The sequence below is a fragment of the Amycolatopsis sp. NPDC088138 genome, from assembly GCF_044741685.1.
GTDB lineage: Bacteria > Actinomycetota > Actinomycetes > Mycobacteriales > Pseudonocardiaceae > Amycolatopsis.
The window spans coordinates 1,496,075-1,521,457 of the sequence record NZ_JBIUTB010000002.1 but is presented as its reverse complement, the minus strand read 5'-3'; the positions used below and the strand labels follow the sequence as shown (position 1 = coordinate 1,521,457).

Genomic DNA, 25,383 nt, shown 5'->3' with positions numbered 1-25,383 from the left:
CCCTAACGAAAAGAGGGCCCGGCGAGTGCCGGGCCCTCTTCGCGAGAAGGATCTACTTCGGCTGGACCCCGAGCGCGGCGAGCGCCGGGCCGGTCATGATCAGGCCGTTGCCGGTCACCGTGTCGAACCCGGGTGTGCCCAGGTCGATCGCGCTCGAGACCAGCGCCGTGCGGATCTGCGCCGGGGTCGCCGTCGGCTTACCCGCCAGCAGCAGCGCCGCGATGGCCGCCGCGTGCGGGGCCGCCGCCGACGTCCCGAAGAACGGCTGGAAGCCCGTCACCGAGGTCGACACGCCGTCGGCCGCCGTGATGTCCGGCTTGTCGCGCGTCGTGCCGCCGGTCGAGGACACGTTGCCCGCGGTGATCGCGGTGCCGTCGGCGTTGTAGAACAGGTGCCGCTTGCCGTCGGAGGAGAACCGCTCCCACTTGCTCGACGCGGTGAACACGCCGGGGTACGGGCCGGCCGGGTTCGCCGGGTCGCCGGTCTCCAGCGGCCGGGTGAACGCGCCCGCCGCCGGGGCAGCCGCCACGCTGAACGCGCTGGCGGCGGACGAGTGCCCGTTGGTGACACCGTTGGTGCTGAACGCCTTGAGTGAGCCCGAGGCGACGAACCGGCCGCGGATCACGTTGAGCGCGATGAACCGGTCGGCGCCGCTGTACTTCACGACGGCGACCTTGTAGCCGGAGCCGGTAGTGGGCACGCTGGCGATCTCGTACGGGTTCTGCGAGCCGGACTGGCCGTTCTCGCTCGAGGCCACGACGCTGCCCGCCGAGTTCAGGATGAACAGGTCGTAGTCGTTGGCGGAGCGGCCCCACGGGTCGGACCAGAACAGCGTCACCGGCTTGCCGAGCGAGCCCGCCGAAAGGGCGTCGAAGTTCTGCGTGGTGGCGCTCGGGTCGAAGTCGTGCGGCGTGCCGGTGACGCCGGTGATCTTCGCCGAGGACGCGCGGAAGTCACCCTCGTAGTAGCCGCTGGTGCCGTCGGTCGCGTTACCCGAGTTGCCGGCCGAGGAGAAGTACAGGACGCCGGCCGCGGTGACGTCGTTGACGGCTTGCGCGACCTGGGTGTCCTGGAACGGCGACTCGTCGAAGTAGGAGACGTCGTCGACGATGATCTGGCAGTGGCTCGTGGTGCGCAGCGCGCGGATGTTCGCGGCGAAGCTGGCTTCGCTGGTGAAGGCGGTCGCGAAGCCGAGGGTGGCGTCGGGCGCGAGGTCGTGGACGATCTCGAGCATCGCGGTGCCCTCGTCGCCGCTGCCCTTCTGGCCGGACAGGACGTCGACCGCGGGCAGCTCACCGGCGGTCTGGGACTTCGTGAGCGAGTCGACGCCGTCGGAGAGCACGCAGACCTTCACGCCGGAGCCGCTGACGCCGTAGGTGGTGCGGGCGGTGTCGGTGCCGTGGGCCTTGTCCCCTTCGGACACCACGGTCGCGGCGGCGGCCTTGGCGGCGAGCGTCTGGCGCAGGTCGCGGTTGCCCGGCTCGCTCCAGGTGGTGGCCTGGGCGGCGGGCTTGACCTCGGCGACGTCCGCGCGCCCGGCGATCGTGTCCAGGGCGGACAGCGGCAGGTCCGCACGGACGGCATTCGCCGCCGCGTAGCGGACGGTGCCGCCGGCCGCCTTGACCGCGTCCGAGACGGCCTGGTCACGGAAGGAGGCGATGTCGACCGAGACGGTGCCGGCGGTGCTGACACCGACGCCGGAGCGGTATTCCGGCAGCTTCGCCGCCAGGGAACGGTCGGCCCGCAACCGCTTCTCGACGACCAGCTGGCTCGATTGCTTGCGCTCGGCCGGGGTCAGGCTCTTCTTGATGCCCTGCAGCGCGCTGATGCCCGCCTCGGTGCGCGCGGTCGCGGCGTCCACCGTGGACGGCTGGGCCGCGGCGACCCCCGTCGAGAGCAGCAAGGCCCCGACCGTCAGCGGAACCGCGTGCGCGGCGACCCGGCTGAATCTCACCATCGATTTCTCCCTGTGGTACTTGGCCACCCGGCCGTATGACACCCAACCGGGTGTAATGGGGAGAATCTAAGGAGTCACCGATCACCGGTCCAGCGACCAAAGTCGGGAACGTCCGCCCGTCCACATCGTGGAACGATCAGGGAAACATGAGAACGATTTTCCCCCGGCCGTGCCCGGTCTCGATCTCGCGATGCGCGGCGGCCGCCTCGCTGAACGGGTATGTACGGCGAACGTGGAACCGCAAGTCACCCTTGGCGTAGAGCGCGGCCAGTTCGGCGAGCCGCGCCGACGAGCGTCCGGACTTCGAGACGAGCACGCCCAGTTCCGCCGCTTTCCCGTGCTCGACGAGCGTCAGGATGCGGTCGCGTCGCTTCACCAGTTCGAGTGACAGCTCCAGGGCGACCCCGCCGGCCCCGTCGAGCACGACGTCGATCCCCTGCGGCGCGGCGGCCTCGACACGTTCCTTCAGCCCGTCGCCGTACACGACGGCGGTCGCGCCCAGCGAACGGACGTAGTCCTGGTTGGCCTCGCTCGCGGTGCCGACCACGGTGGCACCACGCAGTTTCGCCAGCTGGACGGCCGCGGTGCCGACCGCCCCGGCGGCGCCGTGGACGAGCAGCGTTTCCCCTTCTTTCAGTTGCAGCGCTTCAAGGGCGATCGAGGCGGTCTGCGTCCCCGCGGTGAACCCGCCGGCCACCTCCCACGGCATTTCGGGCGGTTTCGGCGTGACGTCGGAAGCGGGCACAACGATGAATTCGGCGGCGGCCCGCACGGCGGTGAAACCGAGCACTTCGGTGCCCACGGCGATGTCCGAGCCGCTTTCGTCGACGATCCCCGCGAACTCGTTCCCGGGCACACGCGGCCAGCTCAAGGCCAGGCCGGGCGGCTCCCACCCGGCCCGCACGGCGGCATCGTAAGGCTGCACCCCGGCGGCCTTGACCCGCACCCGAACCTCTCCCGGCCCGGCGTGCGGCTCGGGCAGTTCGAGCACGCGGAGCACTTCAGGACCGCCGAACTCGGTGAACGCTGCGGCTTTCATGGATCCCTCCAGGTTGTCGGCCTTCAGCTTGGTACTTCGAGCTAACTGGAGGTCAACACCGTGAGTTCCGGCCAGCGCCGCCGCCACCTGGCGACCTTGCGTTCGAAGACCTCCCTCGGTGCGAGCACGTCGTTCGGCCGGACGACGAGCGCGAAGAGGTCGTCACAGCCATGAGGTGCGTAGACGTGCGTTCGCCCATCGGGTTCGAGCCGCACGCCGATGCAGGAGCAGACCGCGGGAAAGGCGTTGATGGCGGCTTCCGTACTGGCGAACGGCGGGCACGGAACGCCGAACTTGTCTTCGTACCAGAGATGCACGCGAGCCTCGTTGCGGACTTCCACCTCGACCGGCAGGTCTCCGCACACCCGGGCGACCGCCTTGATCACGCGGTCCTCCGCGGTCCAGCTCAAGTCCGTGGCGTCGTGGTAGAAGAGGTCGTAGTCCTTGATCCCCTCGGCGGCTTCACGCCCGGTGAGGACGTTCCACACGGTCTGCACCACACACCCGGCGGTGAGGTACCAGTCCGGCAGCCCGAGAACTGTCACCCGTTCGAGAATTTCGCCGAGTATTCCGTTGTGCCGCAACACATCCCGGAGCCGATCGAGATCCGCCATCTCCCGACCCTACCGAAACTGTCGGACGTCGTTCGTAGGGTGCGCAGCATGGTCGACATCGTCCGGGCCACCGGATCCCAAGCAGCGTCCTTCACCGCCCTGATGCACGCTTCTTCCGCCTACCAAGGCGAATACGCGTCCATCCTCGACGGCTACTCCGTCACGCCCGCCTACGTCGAGACCAACCCGGCCTTCGCCGCCATGGCCGGCGAGGAACTCCTGGGTTTCTACGCGCTCCTCGAAGAACCACCGGAACTCGACATCATGTTCGTCGCGGACACCGCCCAGGGGCTCGGCCTCGGCGGCCGGCTCGTCACGCACATGTTCGCCGAAGCCCGCTCGCGCGGGATGCGGACCGTCCGCGTCGTCTCGCACCCGCCCGCCCTGGGGTTCTACCTCCGCATGGGCGCGCGGCGCACCGGCACGATCCCGCCGAGACCCCCGAAGATCACCTGGGCGCGACCCGAGGTCGTCTTCACCATCCCCCACCTGCGGGAGACTTTAACGTGAAAGAATCTCATGTCTCTTGTGAGCAGGTGACCCGGTGAGCCAGGGTGCGGTGATCGTTCCACTCGCCGCCGACGAAGAGGTCGCCCATGCGCCGCCGTTCCCCGGTCGCCGTCCTGTCGCTCGTGCTCGCCGGTCTCGTCGGCCTCACCGCCGCGGCCCCGGCCGCTTCCGCCGCGCCCTCGTTCGGCAGGTACGTCGCGCTCGGGGACTCCTACACCGCCGGGCCGCTGATCCCGTGGCAGCGGGCGAGCTGGTGCTTCCGCTCGAACAACAACTACCCGTCGTGGCTGGCGACCCGGCTGGGGCTCTACGACGCACCCGGCGGGTTCACCGACGCGAGCTGCTCGTCGGCGGACACGACGAACATGACCGCGGCCCAGGTGACCCCGTCGCCGGACATCCCGCTGAGCACCCAGAGCCCGCAGTTCGACGCGCTGACCCTCGACACGGACCTGGTGACGATCGGCATCGGCGGCAACGACTACGGCGTCTTCGGTTCCCTGGTCGGCACGTGCCCGACGCTGCGCGCGGCGGATCCGGCGGGCTCGCCGTGCAAGGCGCACTACACGGTCGGCGGCGTGGACACGATGACGGCAGCGGTCCAGCACACGGGCCACAACGTGGCGAAGGTGATCCGAGGCGTCCGCGAGCACTCGCCCGGCGCGAAGATCGTGCTGGTCGGCTACCCGCGGCTGGTCCCGCCGCACGGCTACTGCCCGTCGGTGGTGCCGTTGTCCGATGGCGACTACGCCTGGGCGGATCAGGTGGAGCGCGCGCTGAACGCGGCGATCGAGTCGGCGGCGAAGCAGGAGAAGGCGCAGTTCGTGGACACGTACGGCCCGAGCCTGGGCCACGACGCGTGCGCGGGCGACGCGGCCTGGGTCGCCGGTCAGTCGACGAACCTGTTCGCGGCGGCGGCGTTCCACCCGTACCGGGCGGGCATGGAAGCGGAAGCGGCCCTGATCGCGAAAGCGCTGGGAGTGCGGGGGAAGTCCGGAGCACCGACGGCCCGCGACGCGGCTCAGCCGGATCAGGTGGCGAGGATGGCCCGCACGGCCGGGTTGTGACCGCTCCCTGCTCCGACCGGCCGGGCCGGTCGGAGCAGGGCACCGGACTACATGTTGATCATGTGCCCCGCGAGGCCGTGCAGGGCTTCCTTCACCGCTTCACCCAGCGTCGGGTGCGCGTGCACGTTGCGGGAGACCTCGTGCACGGTCAGGTCCCACTGCTGCGCCAGCGTCAGCTCCGGGAGCAGCTCCGTGACGTCCGGCCCGATGAGGTGACCGCCGATCAGCTCGCCGTACTTCGCGTCGCTGATCAGCTTCACGAAACCGCCGGCGTCGCCCAAGCCCTGGGCCTTTCCGTTGGCGGTGAAGGGGAACTTCGCGACCTGGACGTCGTAGCCCTTCTCGCGGGCCTGCGCCTCGGTCCAGCCGAAGCTGGCGATCTGGGGCTGGCAGTAGGTCGCGCGCGGGATCATCGGGAAGTCGAGCTCCATCGTCTCGGCGCCCGCGATCGTCTCCGCCGCGACCACGCCCATCGACTCCGAAGCGTGCGCCAGCATCAGCTTCGCCGTCACGTCGCCGATCGCGAAGATGTGGTCGACGTTGGTGCGGCCGCGGCCGTCGATCGCGATGGCACCGCGGTCGGTCAGCGCGACGCCGGTGTTCTCCAGGCCGTAGCCCTCGACACGCGGCTGGAAGCCGATGGCCTGCAGGACCTTCTCGGCCTCGAGGACCTGCGTGCCGTCCTTCTCCGAGGACACCGTCACGTGCACCGACGCGTCCGACTCGTCGATCGACTCGACGCGGGTCGAGGTCAGCACCTTGATGCCGAGCTTGCGGTACCGCTTGGCCAGCTCCGCCGAGACGTCGGCGTCCTCCAGCGGGACCATCCGGTCGAGGAACTCGACGATAGTGACGTCGACGCCGTAGTTGTGGAGCACGTAGGCGAACTCGACACCGATCGCGCCGGCCCCGGCGATGATGATGCTCGACGGCAGCTCACTGGAGAGGATCTGCTCTTCGTAGGTGACCACGCGGGAGCTGCGGGATGTCCCCGGCAGCAGGCGGGTCGTCGCGCCCGTCGCGATGATGCAGTGGCCGAACGTGAGGCGATCCCCGTTCACCTCGAGGGTGTGGTCGTCGACGAACGTGCCGTGCCCGTCGAACTCGGTGATCTTGTTCTTCTTCATCAGGAAGTGCACGCCCTTGACGCGCCCGTCGGCGACCTTGCGGCTGCGCTCGTAGGCGGCCGTGTAGTCGACACGGATCGGGCTGTCGGACGAGATGCCGAACGCCTTCGCCTCCTGCGTCACCACGTGCGCCAGCTCGGCGTTGCGCAGCAGTGCCTTCGACGGGATGCACCCGACGTTCAGGCAGACCCCGCCCCAGTACTTCTCCTCGACCACGGCGGCGCTGAGCCCCAGCTGGGACGCCCGGATCGCCGCGACGTAGCCACCTACCCCGGCCCCCAGCACGACGACATCAAAGTGTTGTGCACTCATACGTCCGAAACTACCCTCCCGCGCCTCGCCCGGCGGGGTGACCCGGGCCTCAGGCGGCGACCGGCGGGCGCTCGCCGCGCAGCGTCACGAGCAGGTCGGTCACCGCCGCCATGATGCGGGCCGTCGCCTCCTCCAGCACCGCGCGGGTCAGCTCGCGGCCGGCGAGATCGGAGAGGTCGACGGGCGGCCCGGCGACCAGCTCGACGGTCTTGCGCGGCAGGCCGCGGGGGAACCACGCGGTGGCCGGCAGCAGGCGGTGCGTGCCCCAGTTGGCCACCGGGATCACCGGCGCGCCGGTCTCCAGGGCGATCCGGGCGACGCCGGTCTTGCCCCGCATCGGCCAGCCGGCGGGGTCCTTGGAGAAGGTCGCCTCCGGGAAGATCGCGACACACTCGCCGGCGTTGACGGACGCGACCGCGTCGCGGAAGGCCTCCGAGGCGGTCACGGCGCCGCGGTAGACCGGGATGTGCCGGCCGGAGCGCATCACCGAACGGACGACAGGGAGGTTCCAGAGAGAAGCCTTGGCCAGGTACCGCGGCACGCGGCCGGCGGCGAGGCAGAAGGCCGTGAGGGTCGTCGGGTCGGCGAACGACAGGTGGTTGGAGGCCACCAGCACCCCGCCGGTCTTCGGGATGTTCCGCGAGCCCCGCACCCGGAACCGGGTCGTCTGCGCGAGGAACTGCCAGACGACCTCGATCGCGAAGCTATACCAGGCGCCACGGCCGGCGCGGGCGAAGCGCCGGCCGTAGGCGATCATCTGGCGTCGGGTGAGCAGCTCACCCTCGAGGTCGAGGGCGGTCCAGCGGTCGGTCATGAAGGTAATTCGTAGCCGACAGCAGGCCGGATCGGCCGCTCCGCGCGCGGAACGCGGCGCAGATCACAGGCGCTCGAGCACGACCACGGGGATCTCGCGGTCGGTCTTCTTCGCGTACTCGTTGTAGTCCGGCCAGACGGCGGCGAGCTTGTCCCACAGCTTCGCGCGCTCCTCACCCGACGACGTGCGGGCGCGGGCCTGGTACTTGTCGGCCTTCACCTGGACGCCGACCTCGGGGTGCTCGAGGAGGTTGAAGTACCAGCCGGGGTGGTTCGGCGCGCCGCCCTTGGACGCGACGATCACGGCGTTGCCGTCGACCTCCTGGTAGATCAGCGCGAACTTGCGCTCCTGGCCGGTCTTGCGGCCCGTGGTGGTCAGCACCAGCGCCGGGACGCCGTCCTTCCAGTCGTGGCCGACTTCGCCGTCGGTCTCCTCGTAGCGGCGGACGTGCTCGTCACCGAACAGCATGGGCGCTTCCTCTCACGATCTTCGGGACGTGGCGAACTCACCACGTCAGAGTTCTCCTGGGGGACAACACCCGGCCGGCCGCCGATCTTCCCCGCACCCCCTTCACTCGATCGGGGCAAGTTTTGGCGACCGCCGAGGCTCTGACCACCACCCGGACCACCTGGGCGAACCGGAGCGGGCTTACCCTCTCCGTTCCCGCACTCCTCCCCAGTAGATTGCGTTCCCGTCGCCCGCGGAACCGAGCACCACGCGGCCGGCGAGCCCGAGGAGCAAGGTATGCGGGCCGCACGCCCGAGACCGATCTTGGAGGATCCATGAAGGCCCGGCCGCACGTGACGCTCGAAGACGTGGCACGCAGCGCGAACGTCTCGCTCGCGACGGCGTCGCGGGTGCTCAACGGCACCGCGTCCGTCCGCGCCGACCTGCGGGAACGGGTCTCCGCGGCGGCGGCCGAGCTGGCCTACGCCCCGAACGCGCACGCGCAGGCCCTCGCCGGGGGCACGCACCGGACGGTCGGCGTGATCTGCCACGACGTCAGCGACCCGTACTTCGCCGCCATCGCGAGCGGCGTGATGCGGGTGGCCACGGACAACGGGCTGCTGGTGATGCTGGCCGGCACGTTCCGCGACCCGGATCGCGAGGTCGCCTACGTCTCGACGCTGCGCGCGCAGCGGGCCGCGGCCATCCTGCTGATCGGCTCGGCGTTCGAGGACCGGGCGTGGGAGCGCGCGATGGCCGCGGAGCTGGAGCCCTACCGCCGGGGCGGCGGGCAGGTCGCGGCGGTCAGCCGCCACCGCGGCCTCAAGATCGACACCGTGCAGCCGGACAACAAGAGCGGCGCCGCCGAACTCGCGAAGGCGCTGGTCGGCCTCGGGCACAAGCGGTTCGCCGTGCTCGCCGGGCCGCGGCGGCTGAGCACCGTCATCGACCGGCTCGCCGGCTTCACCGACGGCCTCGCCGCGCACGGCATCGACCTGCGCGAGGACGACGTCGTCGAGGCCTCGTTCACCCGCGACGGCGGTTACGAAGCCACGAAACGCCTGCTCGCGGGGCGCAAGCGCAAGCTGCCCACCTGCATCTTCGCCGTCACCGACGTGATGGCGGTCGGCGCGATGACGGCGTTGCGGGAGGCGGGCCTGTCCGTCCCCGGCGACGTCTCGCTCGCCGGCTTCGACGACATCCCGGTGGTGCGCGACCTCTGCCCGGCGCTCACCACCGTGCGGCTGCCGCTGGAGGAGCTGGGCGAGCGGGCGATGGACCTCGCGGTCAAGGGCGGCGGCGCGAGCCGGCCGCGGACGATCCGGCTCTCGGGCGAGGTCGTGCTGCGGGACAGCACCGCGCGGCCCAAGCGCTGACCCCGGCGGGCCTTCGCTGCCCCGGACGGACCTTGTCGAGCCTCGGCACAGGCCCTACCGTAGCCGGTGAGAAAGCGCTTTCTGACGACCCCCGGAGGTTCCCGTGCTCGTGCTCCCCACCTCCGGCGGCGGGCTCACGACGTGGTCGCCGTCCGGACCGAGACCGCCTTCGCCGCCGGCCGCCCCGCCGACGTCGCGGATCGCCTACGCCGCCGCGCACGTCGTGGCCGATGCCTTGGCCGACGAGCCCTACACCGTGGACTGGGACACGACGCTGGCCTTCCGCGAACACCTCTGGGCGTGCGGGCTCGGCGTCGCCGACGCGATGGACACCGCGCAGCGCGGAATGGGCCTCGACTGGGCGACGACCCGCGAACTGGTCACGCGCACCGGCGCGGCCGCGCACGGGCGGCCGTGGGTCGCCGGCGTCGGCACCGACCAGCTGGCCGGCGGCCCGGCCACGATCGCGTCCATTGTGGACGCCTGGCGGGAGCAGCTCGACCTGGTCGGCGGCGCGGGCGCGGTGCCGGTCGTGATGGCCAGCCGGGCACTCGCCGCGGCGGCGTCCGGCCCGGACGACTACCACGCGGCCTACGGCAAGCTGCTGTCCGAGGCCGGCGGGCCGGTGCTGTTGCACTGGCTGGGTGAGCAGTTCGACCCGGCGCTGGCCGGTTACTGGGGCCACGACGACGTCCGGGCCGCGGCCCGCGAGCTGGGCGCGCTCTGCGCCGAGCACGCCGGCACCGTGGCCGGGGTGAAGGTCTCCGTGCTCGACGCCGCCGTCGAGACCGAGTTCCGGCGGGCCCTGCCCGGCGGCGTCGCGTGCTACACCGGCGACGACTTCCACTACCCCGAGCTCATCGCGGGCGACGAACACGGGCACAGCGAGGCACTGCTCGGGATCTTCGACCCGATCGCACCGGTCGCCGGGGCCGCGCTCGCCCGTCTCGACGACGGCGACCGCGCCGGGTTCGCCGCGCTGCTCGACCCGACCGTGCCGCTGGCCAGGGAGATCTTCCGCGCGCCGACCCGGCACTACAAGACCGGCGTCGTCTTCCTCGCCTACCTCAACGGGCACCAGGAGCACTTCCGGATGATCGCGGGCCAGGAGTCGGCGCGCACGATCACGCACCTCGCCACCCTGCTGCGGCTCGCCGACGAGGCCGGGGTGCTGGCCGACCCGGACCTGGCCGTCGCCCGGATGCGGCCGCTGCTGCTGGCCGCCGGGGTGGCGTGATGGATCCCCGGTTCAGCCTCAACCAGATCACCACCAAGGCCTGGTCGCTGCCCGAGGCGGTGGCCGGGTGCGCCGAAGCGGGTGTCGGGTGGATCGGGTTGTGGCGCGACAAGGTCGCCGAGACCGGCGTCGACGAGGCCGCGCGCCTGCTGAAGGAGCACGGTGTCCACGTCTCTTCCCTGTGCCGCGGCGGGTTCTTCACCGGCGTGACGCCCGAAGGGTCCCCTGTGGACGGTGTGGCGCAGACCCGGGAGGCGATCGACGAAGCCGCCGCGCTGGGTGCCGACGTCCTCGTCCTGGTGGTCGGCGGGGTCGCGGGCAACAACCTCAAGGCGTCCCGGCAGCGGGTCGCGGACGCCGTCGGCGAGCTGGCGCCCTACGCCGGGGAACGCGGGGTGCGGCTCGGCCTGGAACCGCTGCACCCGATGCAGTGCGCGGACCGGTCCGTACTGTCCACAGTGGACCAGGCGCTGGCCATCGCGCTCGAGCACCCGGTGGAGCAGGTCGGGGTGATCGTCGACGAGTTCCACGTGTGGTGGGACCCGCGGATCGAGGAGTCGATCGCCGCGGCCGCCGGGCGGATCGCCGGGTTCCACGTGTGCGACGTCCTCGTGCCGCTGCCCGACCCGCTGCTGGGCCGGGCGCTGCCGGGCGACGGCCCGATCGACCACCGGCACCTGCGCGCCCGCGTCGAGGCCGCCGGGTACACCGGCCCGATCGAGGTCGAGGTGTTCAACGGCGACCTGTGGGCCCGGCCCGGCGCGGACGTGCTGGCCGAGACCCTCGTGGCGTTCGAGCGACACGTGGCTTGAACACCCCCGTCCGTGGATACCCTGAAGCCGTCAGGCGGACGGGGGGGTCGCTGGGTGAAGACGGACGACGACGGCGCGGTCCGCAGCGTGCTGCGCACCTTCGACCTGCTCGCGCTCTTCACCGAACACCGCCGGACCTGGGCCGTGAAGGACCTCACCGCGGCGAGCGGCCTGGCCAAGACCACCGTGCTGCGGCTGGTCGCCACCTGCGAGCAGCGCGGCCTGCTCTGGACGCGCCCGGACGGGCGGGTCACCGTCGGCCCGGGCCTGCTGCGCTGGGCCCAGCTGGCGAACACCGCGTGGCAGCTGCCCGAACCGGTGCGCCAGGTCCTGCGCGAGCTGGCGCTGGAGTGCGGCGAAACGACCGGGCTCTACGTCCGCAGCACCGAGGTGCTCGTCTGCGTCGCCCAGCAGGAGGGCCCGCAGGCCATCCGGCACGTCGGCCGCGTGGGTGACGAGCTGCCCCTGACCTGCGGCGCGGTGGGCCTGGTGCTCGCCCCGGCCGCGACCGGGGGCGCCGAGACCAGCCACGGCGAACCGGAGGCCGGGGCGTCCAGCGTCGCCGCCCCGGTGCACGACGGCGAGGGGCGGGTGCTCGCCGCGCTCGCGATCACCGGGCCGACCACGCGGTTCACCGGGCCGCGAGCCGACGGGTTCGCCGCGGCCGTGACCGGCGCCGCGCGGCGCGTCTCCCGGATCGGCTTCGGCACCCGTCCCGACCAGCCCTGACGTGGATTGGCGGCGGTCCGGTTAGGCTGCCCTGCATGCCGAACCTGCTGGTGGTGGAAGACGACGCGGCGATCGGCAGCGTGCTCGACTCGACCCTGCGCCTGCACGGCTACCAGGTGTCCTGGCGGCGTGACGGCCGGACGGCGCTGGAGGCCGCCGGGCACGGCGAGTACGACCTCGTCCTGCTCGACCTGGGCCTGCCCGACCTGGACGGCGTCGAGGTCTGCCGCCTGCTGCGGGTCGCGCTGCCCGCCACGGTGCTGGTCATCCTGACCGCCCGGCAGGAGGAGATGGACGTCGTCGTCGGCCTGGACGCCGGCGCCGACGACTACCTCACCAAGCCGATCCGGCTGGGCGAGCTGCTGGCCAGGGTGCGCGCGCACCTGCGCCGCGGCGCGCCGGTCACGGCCCGGCCGCCGGTGACCGTCGGCGGGCTGACCGTCGACGTCGCGAGCCGCCGCGCCAGCGTCAACGGCCAGGAGGTCGTCCTGCGTGCGAAGGAGTTCGACCTGCTGGCCCGGCTGGCCGAGCAGCCCGGCGTCGCGGTCAGCCGCGAGACGCTGATGGCCGAGGTCTGGGACGCGCACTGGTACGGCTCGACGAAGACGCTGGACGTGCACATCGCGGCGGTGCGCCGCAAGCTCGGCGCGGCGGCCGGCGCCGGAGCCGAGGCCCCGCGGATCGCCACCCTGCGCGGGCACGGCTACCGCCTGGAGGACCCCGCCCGGACCGTGGCCGAAAGGTAGCCGTGCGCCGCCGGATCATCTCCCTGACGGTGCTGGCCGCGCTGGTGGCGACCGTCCTGTTCGCACTCCCGCTGGGCCTGGCCGTGATGCGGTACTACCGCGACGACACGACGTCGGACCTGGAGCGTGCCGCGGACGCCGCCGCGCTGGCCGTCGCCCACGAGCTGACCGCCGGGCTGCCCCCGGTCGTCCCGCCGCTCGACGGCGACGAAGGCGAGGGGACGGTCGGGGTCTACGCCCCGGACGGACGCCTGCTCGCCGGGCAGGGGCCGTCCGCCGGCGGCGCGATCGAGCTGCAGGCGGCCAGGGGCACCCAGGACGTCGTGACCGGCCGCCAGGGCGACGAGCTGGTCCTGGCCGTCCCGGTGGTCAACGGGGCGCGCACGATCGGCGTGGTGCGTGCCGCGCTGCCGGTGTCCGACCTCTACCTGCGGATCGGGCTGACCTGGCTCACCATGGCCGCGCTGGCGGTGGCCGCGATCGGCGCGAGCTGGCTGATGGCCCGGCGGTCGACGTCCCGGCTGGTCCGGCCGCTGGAGGAGCTCGCCGCGGCGGCGGAGCGGCTCGGCGATGGCGACTTCACCGCCCGCGGCCCCCGAGCCGGCATCGCCGAGATCGACCAGGTGGGCGAGGCTCTCGACGCCACGGCGACGCGGATCGGCGAGACGCTCGAGCGCGAGCGCGCGTTCTCCGCGGTGGCGTCCCACCAGCTGCGAACGCCCCTGACCGGGCTGCGGCTGCAGCTCGAAGCCGCGCTGGAGACCCCGGGGAGCGACCCGCACGCGGCGATCCGCGCCGGGATCGCGTCCGCCGACCGGCTGGAACGCACCATCGAGGACCTCCTGGCCCTGGGCCGCGAACGCCGGGCGCCGCGGGCCGAGCTGGCGCTCGACGTCCTGCTCGAAGAGGTCCGGCAGGCCGGGGAGGCGCTGCTCGCGCCGCACGGGCGGGCGATGCGGATCACCCGGGAGGACCCGCCGCCGGCCCGCGCGGCCGCCGCCGCGGTCCGCCAGGTGCTCGGCGTGCTGCTGGACAACGCCGCGACGCACGGGCGCGGCACGGTCACGGTGCTGGCGCGCGACGCCGGGGACGCGCTGGCCATCGACGTCGCCGACGAGGGCCCCGGCCTCGGCGAAACGGACCCGTTCGCGACGGCGGCCGGCGGCCACGGCATCGGCCTGCGCCTGGCCCGCAGCCTCGCCGAAGCCGAGGGCGGCCGGCTGCGCCTGAGCCGCCCGTCCCCGCCGACGTTCACCCTGCTCCTCCCCGCCGCCACCCCACCCTGACGGAACGGGGCACCCGCGCCCCACCAGCCACGCTCCCGCGCCTCGCCTGGCAGCACCTCGCCCTGCCGAGCATCACCCGTGATCCGGCAGGCATCACTCGTGCCCGACCAGGCATCACCCGTGATCCACCGGGCATCACTCGTGATCCGAGGGGCATCGGCGTGTCGTCTCCGCAATCACGGGCGATGCCCTCCCAATCACACGTGATGGCCCTTCAATCACACGTGATGCCCCTCCAGACACACGTGATGCCCCTCCAATCACGTGATGCCCTCCCAGTCACGCGTGATGCCTCGCCAATCACGGGTGATGCCCATCGAGGCACGCGTGATGCCCGTCTCAGCACACCGAACCCGATGGAATGATTCGCCACGAATGGACCGCGTTGTGCAATGAATCACCTGTGATTCATCTTTACGCGCAATGTTCCCCTGTTATGCGCTCCCACGACGGCGGATACGGTCGTCGGCATGACTCTGCGAGCCGCGACGGTGCGGCGGAAACCGGTCGCCGACCTGATCGCCGAAGGTGATCATGGCACGTTGAAGCGCTCGCTCGGCCTGGGCCAGCTCACCACACTGAGCATCGGCGCGACGCTGGGAAGCGGCATCTTCGTCGTATTGGGCGAAGCGGTCCCGGTGGCCGGGCCCGCGGTCGTGCTGTCGTTCGTGCTCGCCGGGATCACCGCGCTCTTCTCCGCCCTGTCCTACGCCGAGCTCGCCGGCATGATCCCGCTGTCCGGTTCGTCCTACTCCTACGCCTACGCCACGCTCGGCGAGCTCGTCGCCTGGGTCTGCGGGTGGTGCCTGATCCTCGAATACGGCGTCTCGGTGGCGTCGGTGGCCGTCGGCTGGGGCCAGTACCTCAACGAACTCCTGCGGCTCGTCTTCGGGATCGCCATCCCGGACGCGCTGAGCCAGCCGCCGGGCTCGGGCGGGATCGTCAACGTGCCGGCCATCGCCGTCGTGCTGCTCGCGATGGTGCTGCTGCTCTCGGGCGCGAAGGAGAGCGCGCGAGCCAACACGATCATGGTCGTGGTCAAGATCGCCACGCTGGTGCTGTTCTGCGCGATCGCGTTCACGGCCGTGCGGGCGCAGAACTACTCGCCGTTCCTGCCGCTCGGCCTGGCCGGGATGAGCGCTGGCGGGGCGAAGCTGTTCTTCTCCTACATCGGCTTCGACGCGGCGTCGACCGCCGGCGAGGAGGCGAAGAACCCGCAGCGCGACCTGCCGCGGGCGATCCTGCTCTCGCTCGGCATCGTCACGGTGCTGTACTGCCTGGTCGCCGTGGCCGCGGTCGGCGCGCTGCCGTGGCAGCAGTTCGACGGCCAGGAAGCCGCGCTCTCGCACGTGCTCGCGGCGGTGTCGGACAACAAGCTGTGGGCCGCGCTGCTGGCCGTCGGCGCGATCGTGGCGATCTCCAGCGTCGTCCTGACCGTCCTCTACGGACAGACACGCATCCTGTTCGCGATGTCCCGCGACGGGCTCGTCCCGAAGGCGCTGTCCACTGTGGACGCCAAGACCGGAGCGCCGCGGACCAACACCCTGGTCGTCTCCGGGTTCGTCGCCGTGCTCGCGGCGTTCATCCCGCTGGGGAAGCTCGCCGACGCCACCAGCATCGGCACGCTCTTCGCGTTCGGCCTGGTCAACGTGGCCGTCCTGCTGTTGCGACGCCGCCAGCCGGACACCCCGCGCACGTTCCGCGTGCCGTTCTCGCCGGTCACCCCGATCCTCGGGGTGCTGTGCTGCGGTTACATGATGTTCAGCCTCGACGGCGCCACCTGGGTCGTCTTCGGCGCCTGGATGGCCGTGGGCCTGCTGATCTACTTCGGTTACGGCATCCGGAAGTCGCGGCTGTCATGAGGGTCGCCGTCCACCAGGGCCCGTTCGCCGAGCTGCCTGACGCCGTCGCGGCGTCCCGCGCCGACCTCGTCGTCGCGGCCGAAATGATCACCACCGGCTACCACATCGGCGCGCGCACGCACGCACTCGCCGAACCCGCCGACGGGCCCACCGCGGCCCGGATGTCCGCGCTGGCCCGGGAAACCGGCGCCGCGCTGGCCTACGGTTATCCCGAGGCCGACGGCGACCACGTCTTCAACAGCGTCCAGCTGATCGACAACACCGGACGGCGCCTGGCGAACTACCGCAAGACGCACCTCTTCGGCGCGATCGACAAGGACTGGTTCACCCCGGGTACCGAAGCCGTCGTGCAGGCCGACCTCGGCGGCGTCCGGGTCGGGCTGCTGATCTGCTACGACGTCGAGTTCCCGGAGATGGTACGGGCGCACGCACTCGGCGGCACCGAGCTGCTGGTCGTGCCGACCGCGCTGATGAGCCCGTACGAGCTGGTCGCCGACACGCTGGTGCCCGCCCGCGCCTACGAAAGCCAGCTGTTCGTGGCCTACGCGAACCGGTGCGACACCGAGCGGGAACTCACCTACTGCGGCCGGTCCTGCGTGGTCGCGCCGACCGGCGAAGTGCTGGCCCGCGCCGGTGCCGGGCCCGCGCTCGTCCACGCCGAAATCACCCGGGACGCGCTCGTCGCGTCCCGGCTCGAAAACACCCACCTGGCCGACCGACGGCCCGACCTGTACCGGGGAACCACCGCATGACCTCCGCCGTCCCGACCGCGATCCACCACGACGAACCGGCGGGCCGCCCGATCACGATGTTCGGCCCCGACTTCCCGTTCGCCTACGACGACCACCTCGCCCACCCGGCCGGGCTGGGCTCGGTGCCGCCCGAACGCCACGGCACCGAGGTGGCCGTGATCGGCGGCGGCCTCTCCGGCATCGTCACGGCGTACGAGCTGATGAAGCTGGGCCTGCGGCCGGTCGTCTACGAGATCGACGAAATCGGCGGCCGGCTGCGCACCGTGCGGTTCCCGGGCTGCCCCGACGACGTCGTCGCGGAGATGGGCGCGATGCGCTTCCCGCCCGCCTCGACCGCGCTCTTCCACTACATCGACAAGGTCGGGCTGACGACGACGCCGTTCCCGAACCCGCTCGCGCCGGGGACGCCGAGCACCGTCGTCGACCTCAAGGGGCAGAGCCACTACGCGCGGACGCCGGCCGACCTGCCCGCGGTGTTCGGCGAGGTCGCCGCGGCCTGGGACCGGACGCTGGCCGAGCACGCGTCGTTCGCCGAGATGCAGACGGCGATCCGCGACCGCGACGCGAAGACGATCAAGCGGCTGTGGAACGAGCTCGTCCCGAAGCTGGACAACCAGACGTTCTACGGCTTCCTGTGCGACTCCCCCGCGTTCGCCTCGTTCCGCAACCGCGAGATCTTCGGCCAGGTCGGCTTCGGCACCGGCGGCTGGGACACCGACTTCCCGAACTCCATCCTGGAGATCCTGCGCGTGGTCTACACCGGCGCCGATGACGAGCACCGCAGCATCGTCGGCGGCAGCCGGCAGCTGCCGGTCCGGCTGTGGGAGCACGTGCCGGCGGAGATCGCTTTCTGGCCCGCGGGCACCAGCCTGAGCACGCTGCACGGCGGCCGGCCGAACCCCGGCGTCACGCGGCTGCACCGCACCGCGCCGAACAACATCACCGTGACCGACACCGAGGGCCACATCCGGACGTTCCCCGCCGCCGTGTTCACCGCGCAGAGCTGGATGCTGCTGTCGAAGATCGAATGCGACGAAGCGCTGTTCCCGATCGACCACTGGACGGCGATCGAGCGTACGCACTACATGGAGTCGTCGAAGGTGTTCGTGCCGGTGGACCGGCCGTTCTGGCTGGACCCGGACCCGGTGACCGGGCGCGACACGATGAGCATGACGCTCACCGACCGGATGCCGCGCGGCACCTACCTGCTCGGCGACGACCCGGCGTCCCCCGCGGTCATCTGCCTGTCCTACACCTGGGCGGACGACTCATTGAAGTGGCTGCCGCTGACCGTCGGCGAGCGCGTCGAGGTGATGCTGCAGTCGCTGCGCGAGATCTACCCGGGCGTCGACGTCCGGCGGCACATCATCGGCGACCCGGTGACCGTGTCGTGGGAGGCCGAGCCGCACTTCATGGGTGCGTTCAAAGCCAACCTGCCCGGGCACTACCGCTACCAGCACCGGCTCTTCACCCACTTCATGCAGGACGAGCTCCCGGAGCGCTACCGCGGCCTGTTCCTGGCCGGCGACGACGTCTCGTGGACGGCGGGCTGGGCCGAAGGCGCGGTGCAGACGGCGCTGAACGCGGTGTGGGGCGTGCTGCACCACTTCGGCGGCGAAACGGACCCGGCGAACCCCGGCCCGGGCGACGGCTTCGCCGACATCGCGCCCCTCACGCTGCCGGACTGACGTGCCCCGATCGTGGTCCCCCATCTGCCATCGCCGGAGATTGAACTGCCTGGCTCAACGGGTCATGCGACGATAGGACGCATGAACACCGAGCCGGCGCCGCGATGGCGAAGACTGGAACCGGACGAACGGAAGGAACAGATCTTCACCTGCGCGGCACGGCTGTTCGGTGACCGCCCCTACTCGGAAGTGTCCACTTCGGACATCGCGGCCGCGGCGGGTGTGGCGCGCGGACTGATCAACCACTACTTCGGCACCAAACGCGAGCTGTACCTGGAAATCATCCGCCGCGCGCTGACCGTGCCGCGGCTGGCCGTCGAAATCCTGCCCGAAGGGCCGCTCGAACTGCGGGCCGACGTCGCGATCGACTGGTTCCTCGACATGGTCACCAGCCAGGAGCGGATGTGGCTGGCCGCGATCGCGCCCGAAGGCATCGGCCGTGACCTCGAGGTGGAGCGGATCCTCGAAGAGGCCGACCGGGAATCGGCCGACCGGGTGCTCGAAGCCGTCGGGCTGTCCAGCGAGAGCGAGCACGGACCCGAGCTGAACGCGCTCGTGCGCGCGTTCGGCGGGATGGTGAAGTCGGCCGGGCGGGAATGGCTCGTGCGCGGCTCGCTGACCCGGGAGCAGGTGCACCTGCTGCTGTCGAAGTCACTGGTGACGCTGGTGGGCGAGATCTTCCCGGCGATCCAGCAGCAGCCGCCGGCCCCGCGCCGGGGCGAGCCCGGCTGACGTCACGGCCGGCTCACAGGCAGACCGAAGCCCCCGGCGCCACGAGGGGGAGGAGGGCGCCGGGGGCTTCGGGTCGATGGACGAACCACCGACGCAAGCTCACGGTACGCCGGGGCTCTGTCAAGTCGCTGTCAACCCGTTGGAGCCCTGGTCACGCAGCTCTTCCAGCCGGTGCGCGAGCCCGTCGAGGCAGCGGTGCACGGCGTAGTCGTAGAGCTGCTCGTAGTACCCCGCCGCGAGGTCCGGGTCGCCCATCAGGTCGTGCATCGCCGAGCCCAGTTCGGCCATCCCCGGCAGGTCGGCGCGCTCGCGGTAGGTCGCGTACGTCTCGGTGTTGTCGATCCGCAGCGCGAGCGCCGACTCGCGGTCGTCCTCCATCGCGACGAACTGGCAGGCCGTCATCACCAGCGTGTTGTAGGCGAGCACGCTCTCGCGGCCGAAGCCGGCGGCCAGCAGCACCCCGACCCCGGCGTCGATGCTGCGGGTGGCCGCGTCGACCGACGGGCCGAACAGCGCGAGCCGCCGCGCGCAGCCCGGGTAGGTCCGCAGCACCCGGCGCAGCTCGGCGAGCAGGTCCTTGAACCACTCCTGCCACGGCAGCTCCGGGTCCGGCAGCCGCAGGAGGCCGACGACCCGGTCGACCACGGCGTTGACCACCGCGTCCCGGTCGCCCACGTGGTGGTAGATGACCGCCGGGTAGGCGTCGACGGCTCTCGCGAGCTGCCGCAGCGTCCAGTTGTCGAGGCCGGCTTCGGCGGTCAGTTGCGTCGCCGCGCTGACGACCTTTTCGGCGGTGATCGCCGGCAGTCCCGCCGCGGCCCTCGACCGGGGACGTTCTCCGGTACCCGATGTGGTCGGCATGGGGCGTTACGGTAACCGCACGGGGCGGGGCGATGCCAGCGACGCAAGTCTGGGGCAAGATCGGGGCATGGCACGCGCACAGGCCAACGGTCTCGAGCTCGAGTACGGCACCTTCGGCGATCCGGCGGCTCCGCCCCTGGTCCTGGTGATGGGCCTGGGTGCCCAGATGATCACCTGGGAGGACGATTTCTGCCGGTTGCTCGCGGACCGCGGTTTTTTCGTGGTGCGCTACGACAACCGGGACGTCGGGCTCTCGACGTACCTCGACGACCTGCCCGCGCCGGACCTGGGCGCGCTCTTCGCCGGCGATCTGTCGACGGCGCCGTACCGGCTCTCGGACCTCGCGGACGACGCCGTCGGGCTGTTCGACGCGCTCGGCATCGCGAAGGCGCACGTCGTGGGCGCGTCGATGGGCGGGATGATCGTGCAGCAGCTGGCGATCGACCACCCGGACCGGCTGCTGAGCGTCACGTCGATCATGTCGACCACCGGCGACCCGGCGGTCGGGCAGGCCGAGCCGTGGGCGCTGGCGGTGCTGACCCGGCCGCCGGCCACCACCCGCGAGCAGGCGCTGGCCGACAGCGTCGAGGGCTACCGGCGCCTCGGCTCCCCCGGTTACCCGGACGACGAGGCGTTCCTGCTGGCCAAGGCGACCCTGCACTTCGACCGCGCCCGCCACCCGGTGGGCACCCTGCGCCACGCGGCGGCGGTGATGGCCTCGGGCGACCGGACGTCCGGGCTGCACGACGTCCGCCTGCCGGCCCTGGTCGTCCACGGCGACGCCGACCCGCTGATCAACGTCAGCGGCGGCAAGGCGACGGCGGCGGCGATCCCGGGCGCGGAGCTGCTCGTGATCCCCGGGATGGGCCACAACCTGCCGCGCGTGGTCTGGCCGGAGCTGGCCGAGGCGATCGGGCGCGTGACGGGTCAATAAGGCGTCAAAAACGGGTGGTCAGGGCGTAGGGAACGCGTCCTGAGTCCTCTTGCCGGCCGCCGGCGGCGGTGCACTGGCGGCATGACAGGTGGTTTCGGGTTCCCGTTCGGCTGCGTGGCCGCGGTGGCCGCCGTGATCGCGGCGCACATCGCCGGCCCGAGTCCGTGGTACGCGCTGGTCACGCTGGGTCTGGTGGTGCTGGCGACGGCCCGCTGGACGACTCTCCCGGCCGCCCTCGGCGTGCTCGCGGTCGCCTGGGCGCTGGACGCGGGGTTCATCCTGGGCCATTTCGGCGAGCTGGCTTTCGACGCCGCCTCGGCCTGGTCCGCGCTCATCCTGGCCGGGTCTCTGGCCCTGGGTCACCTCACGGCCGTCCTCTCCCGGACACCGGTGCGGATCCCGGCACCCCGCCGCCCGGAGGCCGCAGCCGAGCCCCGGCCCGCACTGGTCCCCGGCTCCCCATCACCCACCTGACGACGCCGTGTCGTCCTCCCGATCACGCGTGTCGACCCTTCAATCACGCGAGTTGACTCCTCCGTCACGCGAATTCGCCACACCGGCACCCGCAGGTCGTGATCCCGGCGCCGGCTCCCGTGATCGGACGGTCGACACGCGTGATTGGGGGGTCGACACGCGTGATGGGAGGGACGACACGGTGTCGGGTCGGCGAATCCCTCAGTGCGCGAAGTCCCAGCGGGTGGCGCCGTTGGGTTCGGCGGAAGCGACGGCGATGGCCCGGTGCAGGGTGAGGCGGTAGAGGTGCCAGGGCGGCGCGCCCGCGCTCGGCGCGCTGTACGGCGCGGTGAGGGTGTCGTCCACCGCGGTGGCGGGCCAGCCGCCCTCGGCGTAGGCCGCCGCCACGCGCTCGACGGTGGCGGGGTCGGTCACGCGGACGGCCTCGCCTTCCAGCGTCAGGTCCATGCCGCGCAGGCGCACCGAAACGACGCAGGCCGGGTTCCCGGCCAGGTTCTTGGCCCGGCGGGTGCCCGGCCCGGCCTTGAAGTACAGGGCGTCGTCGACCCACACGCCGCCGACACCCGCGGAGTGCGGCCGCCCGTCGGGGCGGACGGTCGCCACGAAGAAGGTCAGGTCGGCGGTCGGGCTGTCGGTGGCGAGGATGTCGCGGGCGCGGCTCCACTCCAGCGGAGCGAAGCCGCCCTGGGCGAGGTTCTTGGTCTTCGTCGGCTCAGTCATGACTACGCGTCGAACGACGTGACGCCGGATCGACACGAACCGCCGAGAAAATTTCGGTGAGGGTCCGGGCGCCGCCGGGATCGTCGTCCGAAGCCGCCGGGACGATCGCCAGTTCGTCGACGCCCGCCGCGGCGAAGTCGGCGATCTTCCGTGCGACGGCGTCCCGCGAACCGAGCAGGCCGACCGCCGCGATCGCCTCCGCCGGCACGGCCGCCAGCAGCTCACGCGGGTGCGGGCGCGTCCGCGCGAAGTCGACCAGGTCGCCGAACCCCTCCGCGCGGAACATGTCCGCGTAGCCCGGCGCGGCGAGGTACCCGACGACACCCCGCCGGAGCTGCTCGATCGCGGCCTCCGACGGGTCCACCGCGCCGACCACCCAGGCGGCCACCGGCGGCGGCGTGGTCCCCGCCCGCTCACACGCCGCGTGCAGTCCCTGGACGAGCGAGGCCGCGGCCGCCGGGCTGACCAGGTTGATCACCATCCGGTCGGCGTGCCGGGCCGCGACGTCCAACGCGCGCGGGCCGAACGCGGCGATCGTCAACGACGACTTCGGCGCGGGCAACCGCAGCCGGTAACCCTGTGAGCCGACCACCGAGCCGTCCACCGCGGACTTGGCGCCGCCGATCAGCTGGCGGACCGCCACCGCGGACTCCTCCAGCGCCGTCGCCGCGCGGTCGCGGGAGCGCCCGTGCCAGCCGCGCACCACGACGTCACTGGACGTCCCGAGCGCGACACCGGTGTCACGCCCGGTCAGCGCCGCGACCGAGGCGACGCCCATCGCGATCGTCGCCGGGTCCCGCACCGTCACCGCGAGCGGCCCGAACGTCAGCGCAAGAGAAGTGGCCGACCCGATCGCCGTGCCCAGGGCGAACGCGTCCCACGTCGCCATCTCGCCGATCCACAGCTCCGGGTACCCGGCCGCGTCCGCCGCGCGCGCCGTGTCGAGGGCCTCCTCCGGCGGGCGGTCCTGCCACAGGCCGAGTGACACCGAAAGCCTCACGCCGCACGCTCCACGAGTACCGCCGTTCCCGATCCCGCGGCTCCGCTGACCGCCGTGACACCGTAACGCCCGCCGCGGCGCGCCAGCTCGTCGACGCAACCCGCCAGCACGATCGCGCCGGTGGCACCGAACGCGTGCCCCATCGCGATCGTGCCGCCGTTGACGTTGAAGACGTCGTCGCCGAAGCCGAGGTCGCGCTGGATCTTCAGGCACAGCGCGGCGAACGCCTCGGCGAACTCGACGACGTCCACTTCGGACGGTCGCACGCCGTGCCGCTCCAGCAGCCGCGAGACGGCCAGCTGCCCCGACAGCAGCATCCGGATCGGGTCGCTGCCCGCGGTCACCGAACCCAGCACGCTCGCTCGCGGCGCCAGCCCCAGGCGCGACGCGGCCGCGTCGGAGGCCAGCAGGACCAGCCCGGCGCCGTCGGCCAGCGAAGGTGACGTCCCGCGTGTGTGCAGCCCGCCGAACGACGACGGCAGCTCGGCCAGCGCTTCGGCGGACGTCGACGGCCGGACGTGCTCGTCGTGCGTCAGCCCGGCCACCGGGACGAGCGACGCGTCGTAGCGGCCGTCCTTCCAAGCCGCGGCGGCTCGTTGCTGTGTACGGAGGCCGTAAGCGTCGAGTTCGTCACGCGCGAAGTCTTCGTCGGCCGCCACCAGGTCGGCCGCGATGCCCATGTTGCCCGCACCGAACCGTTCCTCGGTCCACAGTGGACCACCATCGGTGAACATCGGGACGCGCGAGACGGACTCGACCCCGCCCGCCACCACGACCTCGGCTTCGCCCGCGCGGATCAGCGCCGCACCCAGGGCGACCGCGTCCAAACCGGACGAACAGAACCGGTTGACCGTCATCCCGGCCACCGACACCGGCCAGTCCGCGGCCAGCACGGCCGTCCGCGCCAGGTTCGCACCCTGCTCGCCGGTCTGGGAGGCACAACCCAGGATCACCTGATCGACCGCGGCGGGATCAAGACCGCGCGCGACCAGGGCGTCCAGAAGCGTGGTGACCAGGTCCAGCGGCGGCACCGAAGCCAGGCCGCCGCGTGGGGAAGCCTTGCCGCGCGGCGTGCGCACGGTCAGCAGTACCGAAGCCGTCATCGGGTCACGATGGTCGTGACGACCGTGGTGAACGAGCCGCCGACGTTCAACGTCAACGCCGTCCGCGCGCCCTCGACCTGGGTCTCCCCGGCCGTCCCGGTGACCTGGCGCGCCGCGTCGTGCAGCATGCGGACGCCGGTGGCGCCGACCGGGTGGCCGAGCCCGAGCAGGCCGCCGCTCGGGTTGATCCCGGCGGTGTCGAGGCCGCCGTCGGCGATGAACCGGCCGCCGCCACCCGGCGGTGCGACGCCGAGGTGTTCCAGCGCGACGAGCCCGGTGATCGTGAAGCAGTCGTGCAGTTCGACGACGTCGAGCGCGTCCGGCCCGGCCACGTCCGCGCGCCGGTAGGCGTCGACGACGGCGCCGCGCAGCTGCGGGAACAGGTACTCGCCGCCGGTGGAGAGCTTCTCGGTGAGCCCGATGTGCGCGGTGCGGTGGCCGAACCCGGCGATGCGCGGGAAGTCGCCGCCGAGGCGTTCGGCGAACGCCGGCGAGGCCAGCAGGACGGCCGCGGCGCCGTCGGTGATCCGGCCGCAGTCCTGCTTGCGCAGGCTGCCCTCGATCACCGGGTTCAGCTCGTCGTCCGGTCCGAAGGCGCCGTCCGGGAACTTCCAGTCCCGCGCCTGCGCCAGCGGATTCCGCCCCGCACAAGCGAAAGCGTGCTCGGCGAACAGGCCTAGGTGCGCGGGGTCGAGTCCGTACCGCGCGTCGTAGGCGGTGGCGACGTCGGCGAACAGCGCGGGCCACGGGAACTTCGCGTCGACGGCTTCGTGACCGGCCCACGCGGCGGAACCGAGGTGTTCGGCGGCGCTCTGCCCGTCGGTGTTGCGCATCAGCTCGACGCCGACGACCAGCGCGAGGTCGTACCGGCCGGACTCCAGGTCGGCGCAGGCGGCGAGCACCGCCGTGCTGCCGGACGCGCACGCGGCTTCGTGCCGGGTGCTGGGCACGCCGTCCAGCTCCGGGACGGCCGCCACCAGCAGCCCGCCCAGCTGCGCTTGCCCGGTGAACAGCTCCGCGGCGAGGTTGCCGACGTGCGCGACGCCGACGTCCGCCGCCGACACACCGGCGTCCGCGAGGGCGGCCGGCACGACCTCGGCGAACATCTCGAGGATCCCGCGCCCCTCCTTCGCGAAGTTGCGCGCGAAGTCGGTCTGCGCCCCGCCCAGCACGAACACCGTCAT

Annotated in this window: 25 protein-coding genes; 14 read left to right on the top strand and 11 right to left on the bottom strand. The window is 72.1% G+C overall.

The genetic code is table 11. The annotated features are described in order from the left end of the window. Positions 1-52: 52 nt before the first annotated feature. The 3 genes from ACIOD2_RS14780 to ACIOD2_RS14770 all read right to left on the bottom strand — a co-directional run bounded on the left by ACIOD2_RS14780 (position 53) and on the right by ACIOD2_RS14770 (position 3,610). Positions 53-1,957 (bottom strand): S8 family serine peptidase, encoded by a 1,905-nt coding sequence (locus ACIOD2_RS14780; RefSeq protein ID WP_400537878.1) that lies wholly within the window; start codon positions 1,955-1,957, stop codon positions 53-55. Between the two features lie 136 nt (positions 1,958-2,093). Beyond that, positions 2,094-2,996 (bottom strand): NADP-dependent oxidoreductase, encoded by a 903-nt coding sequence (locus ACIOD2_RS14775; protein WP_400538058.1) that lies wholly within the window; start codon positions 2,994-2,996, stop codon positions 2,094-2,096. A gap of 41 nt (positions 2,997-3,037) precedes the next feature. Then, entirely contained in the window at positions 3,038-3,610 is a 573-nt protein-coding gene (locus tag ACIOD2_RS14770; protein ID WP_400537876.1) for a nucleotidyltransferase family protein, read from the bottom strand. Positions 3,611-3,658: 48 nt separating this feature from the next. Here ACIOD2_RS14770 and ACIOD2_RS14765 point away from each other — a divergent pair, with 48 nt between their 5' ends. Both ACIOD2_RS14765 and ACIOD2_RS14760 read left to right on the top strand, forming a co-directional pair. Then, a complete protein-coding gene (locus ACIOD2_RS14765) occupies positions 3,659-4,120 on the top strand; it encodes a GNAT family N-acetyltransferase (protein WP_400537874.1) in 462 nt (153 codons plus the stop codon). Between the two features lie 86 nt (positions 4,121-4,206). Then, positions 4,207-5,187 carry an SGNH/GDSL hydrolase family protein gene (locus ACIOD2_RS14760; protein ID WP_400537872.1) on the top strand — a complete coding sequence of 327 codons (981 nt, stop codon included), beginning with the start codon at positions 4,207-4,209 and terminating at the stop codon, positions 5,185-5,187. Between the two features lie 47 nt (positions 5,188-5,234). Here the strand turns inward: ACIOD2_RS14760 and lpdA are convergent, their stop codons facing one another. The 3 genes from lpdA to ACIOD2_RS14745 all read right to left on the bottom strand — a co-directional run bounded on the left by lpdA (position 5,235) and on the right by ACIOD2_RS14745 (position 7,908). After that, positions 5,235-6,626: a dihydrolipoyl dehydrogenase gene (gene lpdA, locus ACIOD2_RS14755; protein WP_400537870.1), complete on the bottom strand. Its 1,392-nt coding sequence runs from the start codon at positions 6,624-6,626 to the stop codon at positions 5,235-5,237. A 49-nt stretch (positions 6,627-6,675) separates the two neighbouring features. After that, positions 6,676-7,440 carry a lysophospholipid acyltransferase family protein gene (locus ACIOD2_RS14750; protein ID WP_400537868.1) on the bottom strand — a complete coding sequence of 255 codons (765 nt, stop codon included), beginning with the start codon at positions 7,438-7,440 and terminating at the stop codon, positions 6,676-6,678. 63 nt (positions 7,441-7,503) lie between these two features. Continuing rightward, positions 7,504-7,908, bottom strand: coding sequence for a nitroreductase family deazaflavin-dependent oxidoreductase (locus ACIOD2_RS14745; protein ID WP_323334221.1), 405 nt, complete (start codon positions 7,906-7,908; stop codon positions 7,504-7,506). 314 nt (positions 7,909-8,222) lie between these two features. On the opposite strand from ACIOD2_RS14745, the gene ACIOD2_RS14740 reads away from it, so the two are divergent. The 10 genes from ACIOD2_RS14740 to ACIOD2_RS14695 all read left to right on the top strand — a co-directional run bounded on the left by ACIOD2_RS14740 (position 8,223) and on the right by ACIOD2_RS14695 (position 19,107). Continuing rightward, positions 8,223-9,263 (top strand): LacI family DNA-binding transcriptional regulator, encoded by a 1,041-nt coding sequence (locus tag ACIOD2_RS14740; protein ID WP_400537866.1) that lies wholly within the window; start codon positions 8,223-8,225, stop codon positions 9,261-9,263. A gap of 103 nt (positions 9,264-9,366) precedes the next feature. After that, the gene (locus ACIOD2_RS14735; protein WP_400537864.1) at positions 9,367-10,500 is read left to right on the top strand and encodes a dihydrodipicolinate synthase family protein; all 1,134 of its coding nucleotides are present in this window, start codon (positions 9,367-9,369) and stop codon (positions 10,498-10,500) included. Next, entirely contained in the window at positions 10,500-11,312 is an 813-nt protein-coding gene (locus ACIOD2_RS14730; protein WP_400537862.1) for a sugar phosphate isomerase/epimerase family protein, read from the top strand. Before ACIOD2_RS14735 ends, ACIOD2_RS14730 begins: the two co-directional genes overlap by 1 nt. Positions 11,313-11,366: 54 nt before the next feature. Next, positions 11,367-12,041 (top strand): IclR family transcriptional regulator, encoded by a 675-nt coding sequence (locus ACIOD2_RS14725; RefSeq protein WP_400537860.1) that lies wholly within the window; start codon positions 11,367-11,369, stop codon positions 12,039-12,041. 35 nt (positions 12,042-12,076) lie between these two features. Next, the gene (locus tag ACIOD2_RS14720; protein ID WP_400537858.1) at positions 12,077-12,787 is read left to right on the top strand and encodes a response regulator transcription factor; all 711 of its coding nucleotides are present in this window, start codon (positions 12,077-12,079) and stop codon (positions 12,785-12,787) included. Positions 12,788-12,789: 2 nt separating this feature from the next. After that, positions 12,790-14,073 carry a histidine kinase dimerization/phospho-acceptor domain-containing protein gene (locus ACIOD2_RS14715; protein ID WP_400537856.1) on the top strand — a complete coding sequence of 428 codons (1,284 nt, stop codon included), beginning with the start codon at positions 12,790-12,792 and terminating at the stop codon, positions 14,071-14,073. Between the two features lie 470 nt (positions 14,074-14,543). Further along, entirely contained in the window at positions 14,544-15,935 is a 1,392-nt protein-coding gene (locus ACIOD2_RS14710) for an amino acid permease (RefSeq protein ID WP_400537854.1), read from the top strand. Continuing rightward, a complete protein-coding gene (locus ACIOD2_RS14705; protein ID WP_400537852.1) occupies positions 15,932-16,687 on the top strand; it encodes a carbon-nitrogen hydrolase family protein in 756 nt (251 codons plus the stop codon). The genes ACIOD2_RS14710 and ACIOD2_RS14705 overlap by 4 nt, the downstream gene beginning before the upstream one ends. Then, positions 16,684-18,375 (top strand): flavin monoamine oxidase family protein, encoded by a 1,692-nt coding sequence (locus tag ACIOD2_RS14700; RefSeq protein WP_400537850.1) that lies wholly within the window; start codon positions 16,684-16,686, stop codon positions 18,373-18,375. The genes ACIOD2_RS14705 and ACIOD2_RS14700 overlap by 4 nt, the downstream gene beginning before the upstream one ends. Before the next feature lie 81 nt (positions 18,376-18,456). Continuing rightward, complete coding sequence (locus ACIOD2_RS14695) at positions 18,457-19,107, top strand: TetR/AcrR family transcriptional regulator (protein WP_400537848.1); 651 nt, start codon at positions 18,457-18,459, stop codon at positions 19,105-19,107. Between the two features lie 120 nt (positions 19,108-19,227). Here ACIOD2_RS14695 and ACIOD2_RS14690 read toward each other — a convergent pair whose 3' ends face one another. Next, positions 19,228-19,968, bottom strand: coding sequence for a TetR/AcrR family transcriptional regulator (locus ACIOD2_RS14690; RefSeq protein WP_400537846.1), 741 nt, complete (start codon positions 19,966-19,968; stop codon positions 19,228-19,230). Between the two features lie 67 nt (positions 19,969-20,035). On the opposite strand from ACIOD2_RS14690, the gene ACIOD2_RS14685 reads away from it, so the two are divergent. Continuing rightward, positions 20,036-20,902: an alpha/beta fold hydrolase gene (locus ACIOD2_RS14685; protein ID WP_400537844.1), complete on the top strand. Its 867-nt coding sequence runs from the start codon at positions 20,036-20,038 to the stop codon at positions 20,900-20,902. Positions 20,903-20,983: 81 nt separating this feature from the next. After that, positions 20,984-21,376 carry a hypothetical protein gene (locus ACIOD2_RS14680; protein WP_400537842.1) on the top strand — a complete coding sequence of 131 codons (393 nt, stop codon included), beginning with the start codon at positions 20,984-20,986 and terminating at the stop codon, positions 21,374-21,376. Positions 21,377-21,577: 201 nt separating this feature from the next. On the opposite strand, the gene ACIOD2_RS14675 is transcribed toward ACIOD2_RS14680, so the two are convergent. The 4 genes from ACIOD2_RS14675 to ACIOD2_RS14660 are packed head-to-tail and all read right to left on the bottom strand — an operon-like array spanning position 21,578 to position 25,383. After that, the gene (locus ACIOD2_RS14675) at positions 21,578-22,096 is read right to left on the bottom strand and encodes a pyridoxamine 5'-phosphate oxidase family protein (protein WP_400537840.1); all 519 of its coding nucleotides are present in this window, start codon (positions 22,094-22,096) and stop codon (positions 21,578-21,580) included. Beyond that, on the bottom strand, positions 22,089-23,096 hold the full coding sequence (locus tag ACIOD2_RS14670) for an LLM class F420-dependent oxidoreductase (RefSeq protein WP_400537838.1): 1,008 nt from the start codon (positions 23,094-23,096) through the stop codon (positions 22,089-22,091). Before ACIOD2_RS14670 ends, ACIOD2_RS14675 begins: the two co-directional genes overlap by 8 nt. Next, a complete protein-coding gene (locus tag ACIOD2_RS14665; RefSeq protein WP_400537836.1) occupies positions 23,093-24,199 on the bottom strand; it encodes a thiolase family protein in 1,107 nt (368 codons plus the stop codon). Before ACIOD2_RS14665 ends, ACIOD2_RS14670 begins: the two co-directional genes overlap by 4 nt. Next, positions 24,196-25,383: an acetyl-CoA acetyltransferase gene (locus tag ACIOD2_RS14660; RefSeq protein WP_400537834.1), complete on the bottom strand. Its 1,188-nt coding sequence runs from the start codon at positions 25,381-25,383 to the stop codon at positions 24,196-24,198. The genes ACIOD2_RS14665 and ACIOD2_RS14660 overlap by 4 nt, the downstream gene beginning before the upstream one ends.

Bases quoted from the DNA above. Each gene is read 5' to 3' on its own strand.
- ACIOD2_RS14695 (WP_400537848.1), top strand. From the start codon at position 18,457: ATGAACACCGAGCCGGCGCCGCGATGGCGAAGACTGGAACCGGACGAA.
- ACIOD2_RS14665 (WP_400537836.1), bottom strand. From the start codon at position 24,199: ATGACGGCTTCGGTACTGCTGACCGTGCGCACGCCGCGCGGCAAGGCT.
- ACIOD2_RS14720 (WP_400537858.1), top strand. From the start codon at position 12,077: ATGCCGAACCTGCTGGTGGTGGAAGACGACGCGGCGATCGGCAGCGTG.
- ACIOD2_RS14710 (WP_400537854.1), top strand. From the start codon at position 14,544: ATGACTCTGCGAGCCGCGACGGTGCGGCGGAAACCGGTCGCCGACCTG.
- ACIOD2_RS14745 (WP_323334221.1), bottom strand. From the start codon at position 7,908: ATGCTGTTCGGTGACGAGCACGTCCGCCGCTACGAGGAGACCGACGGC.
- ACIOD2_RS14660 (WP_400537834.1), bottom strand. From the start codon at position 25,383: ATGACGGTGTTCGTGCTGGGCGGGGCGCAGACCGACTTCGCGCGCAAC.
- lpdA (WP_400537870.1), bottom strand. From the start codon at position 6,626: ATGAGTGCACAACACTTTGATGTCGTCGTGCTGGGGGCCGGGGTAGGT.
- ACIOD2_RS14680 (WP_400537842.1), top strand. From the start codon at position 20,984: ATGACAGGTGGTTTCGGGTTCCCGTTCGGCTGCGTGGCCGCGGTGGCC.
- ACIOD2_RS14685 (WP_400537844.1), top strand. From the start codon at position 20,036: ATGGCACGCGCACAGGCCAACGGTCTCGAGCTCGAGTACGGCACCTTC.
- ACIOD2_RS14750 (WP_400537868.1), bottom strand. From the start codon at position 7,440: ATGACCGACCGCTGGACCGCCCTCGACCTCGAGGGTGAGCTGCTCACC.
- ACIOD2_RS14700 (WP_400537850.1), top strand. From the start codon at position 16,684: ATGACCTCCGCCGTCCCGACCGCGATCCACCACGACGAACCGGCGGGC.
- ACIOD2_RS14780 (WP_400537878.1), bottom strand. From the start codon at position 1,957: ATGGTGAGATTCAGCCGGGTCGCCGCGCACGCGGTTCCGCTGACGGTC.
- ACIOD2_RS14730 (WP_400537862.1), top strand. From the start codon at position 10,500: ATGGATCCCCGGTTCAGCCTCAACCAGATCACCACCAAGGCCTGGTCG.
- ACIOD2_RS14705 (WP_400537852.1), top strand. From the start codon at position 15,932: ATGAGGGTCGCCGTCCACCAGGGCCCGTTCGCCGAGCTGCCTGACGCC.
- ACIOD2_RS14765 (WP_400537874.1), top strand. From the start codon at position 3,659: ATGGTCGACATCGTCCGGGCCACCGGATCCCAAGCAGCGTCCTTCACC.
- ACIOD2_RS14760 (WP_400537872.1), top strand. From the start codon at position 4,207: ATGCGCCGCCGTTCCCCGGTCGCCGTCCTGTCGCTCGTGCTCGCCGGT.
- ACIOD2_RS14775 (WP_400538058.1), bottom strand. From the start codon at position 2,996: ATGAAAGCCGCAGCGTTCACCGAGTTCGGCGGTCCTGAAGTGCTCCGC.
- ACIOD2_RS14690 (WP_400537846.1), bottom strand. From the start codon at position 19,968: ATGCCGACCACATCGGGTACCGGAGAACGTCCCCGGTCGAGGGCCGCG.
- ACIOD2_RS14675 (WP_400537840.1), bottom strand. From the start codon at position 22,096: ATGACTGAGCCGACGAAGACCAAGAACCTCGCCCAGGGCGGCTTCGCT.
- ACIOD2_RS14770 (WP_400537876.1), bottom strand. From the start codon at position 3,610: ATGGCGGATCTCGATCGGCTCCGGGATGTGTTGCGGCACAACGGAATA.
- ACIOD2_RS14740 (WP_400537866.1), top strand. From the start codon at position 8,223: ATGAAGGCCCGGCCGCACGTGACGCTCGAAGACGTGGCACGCAGCGCG.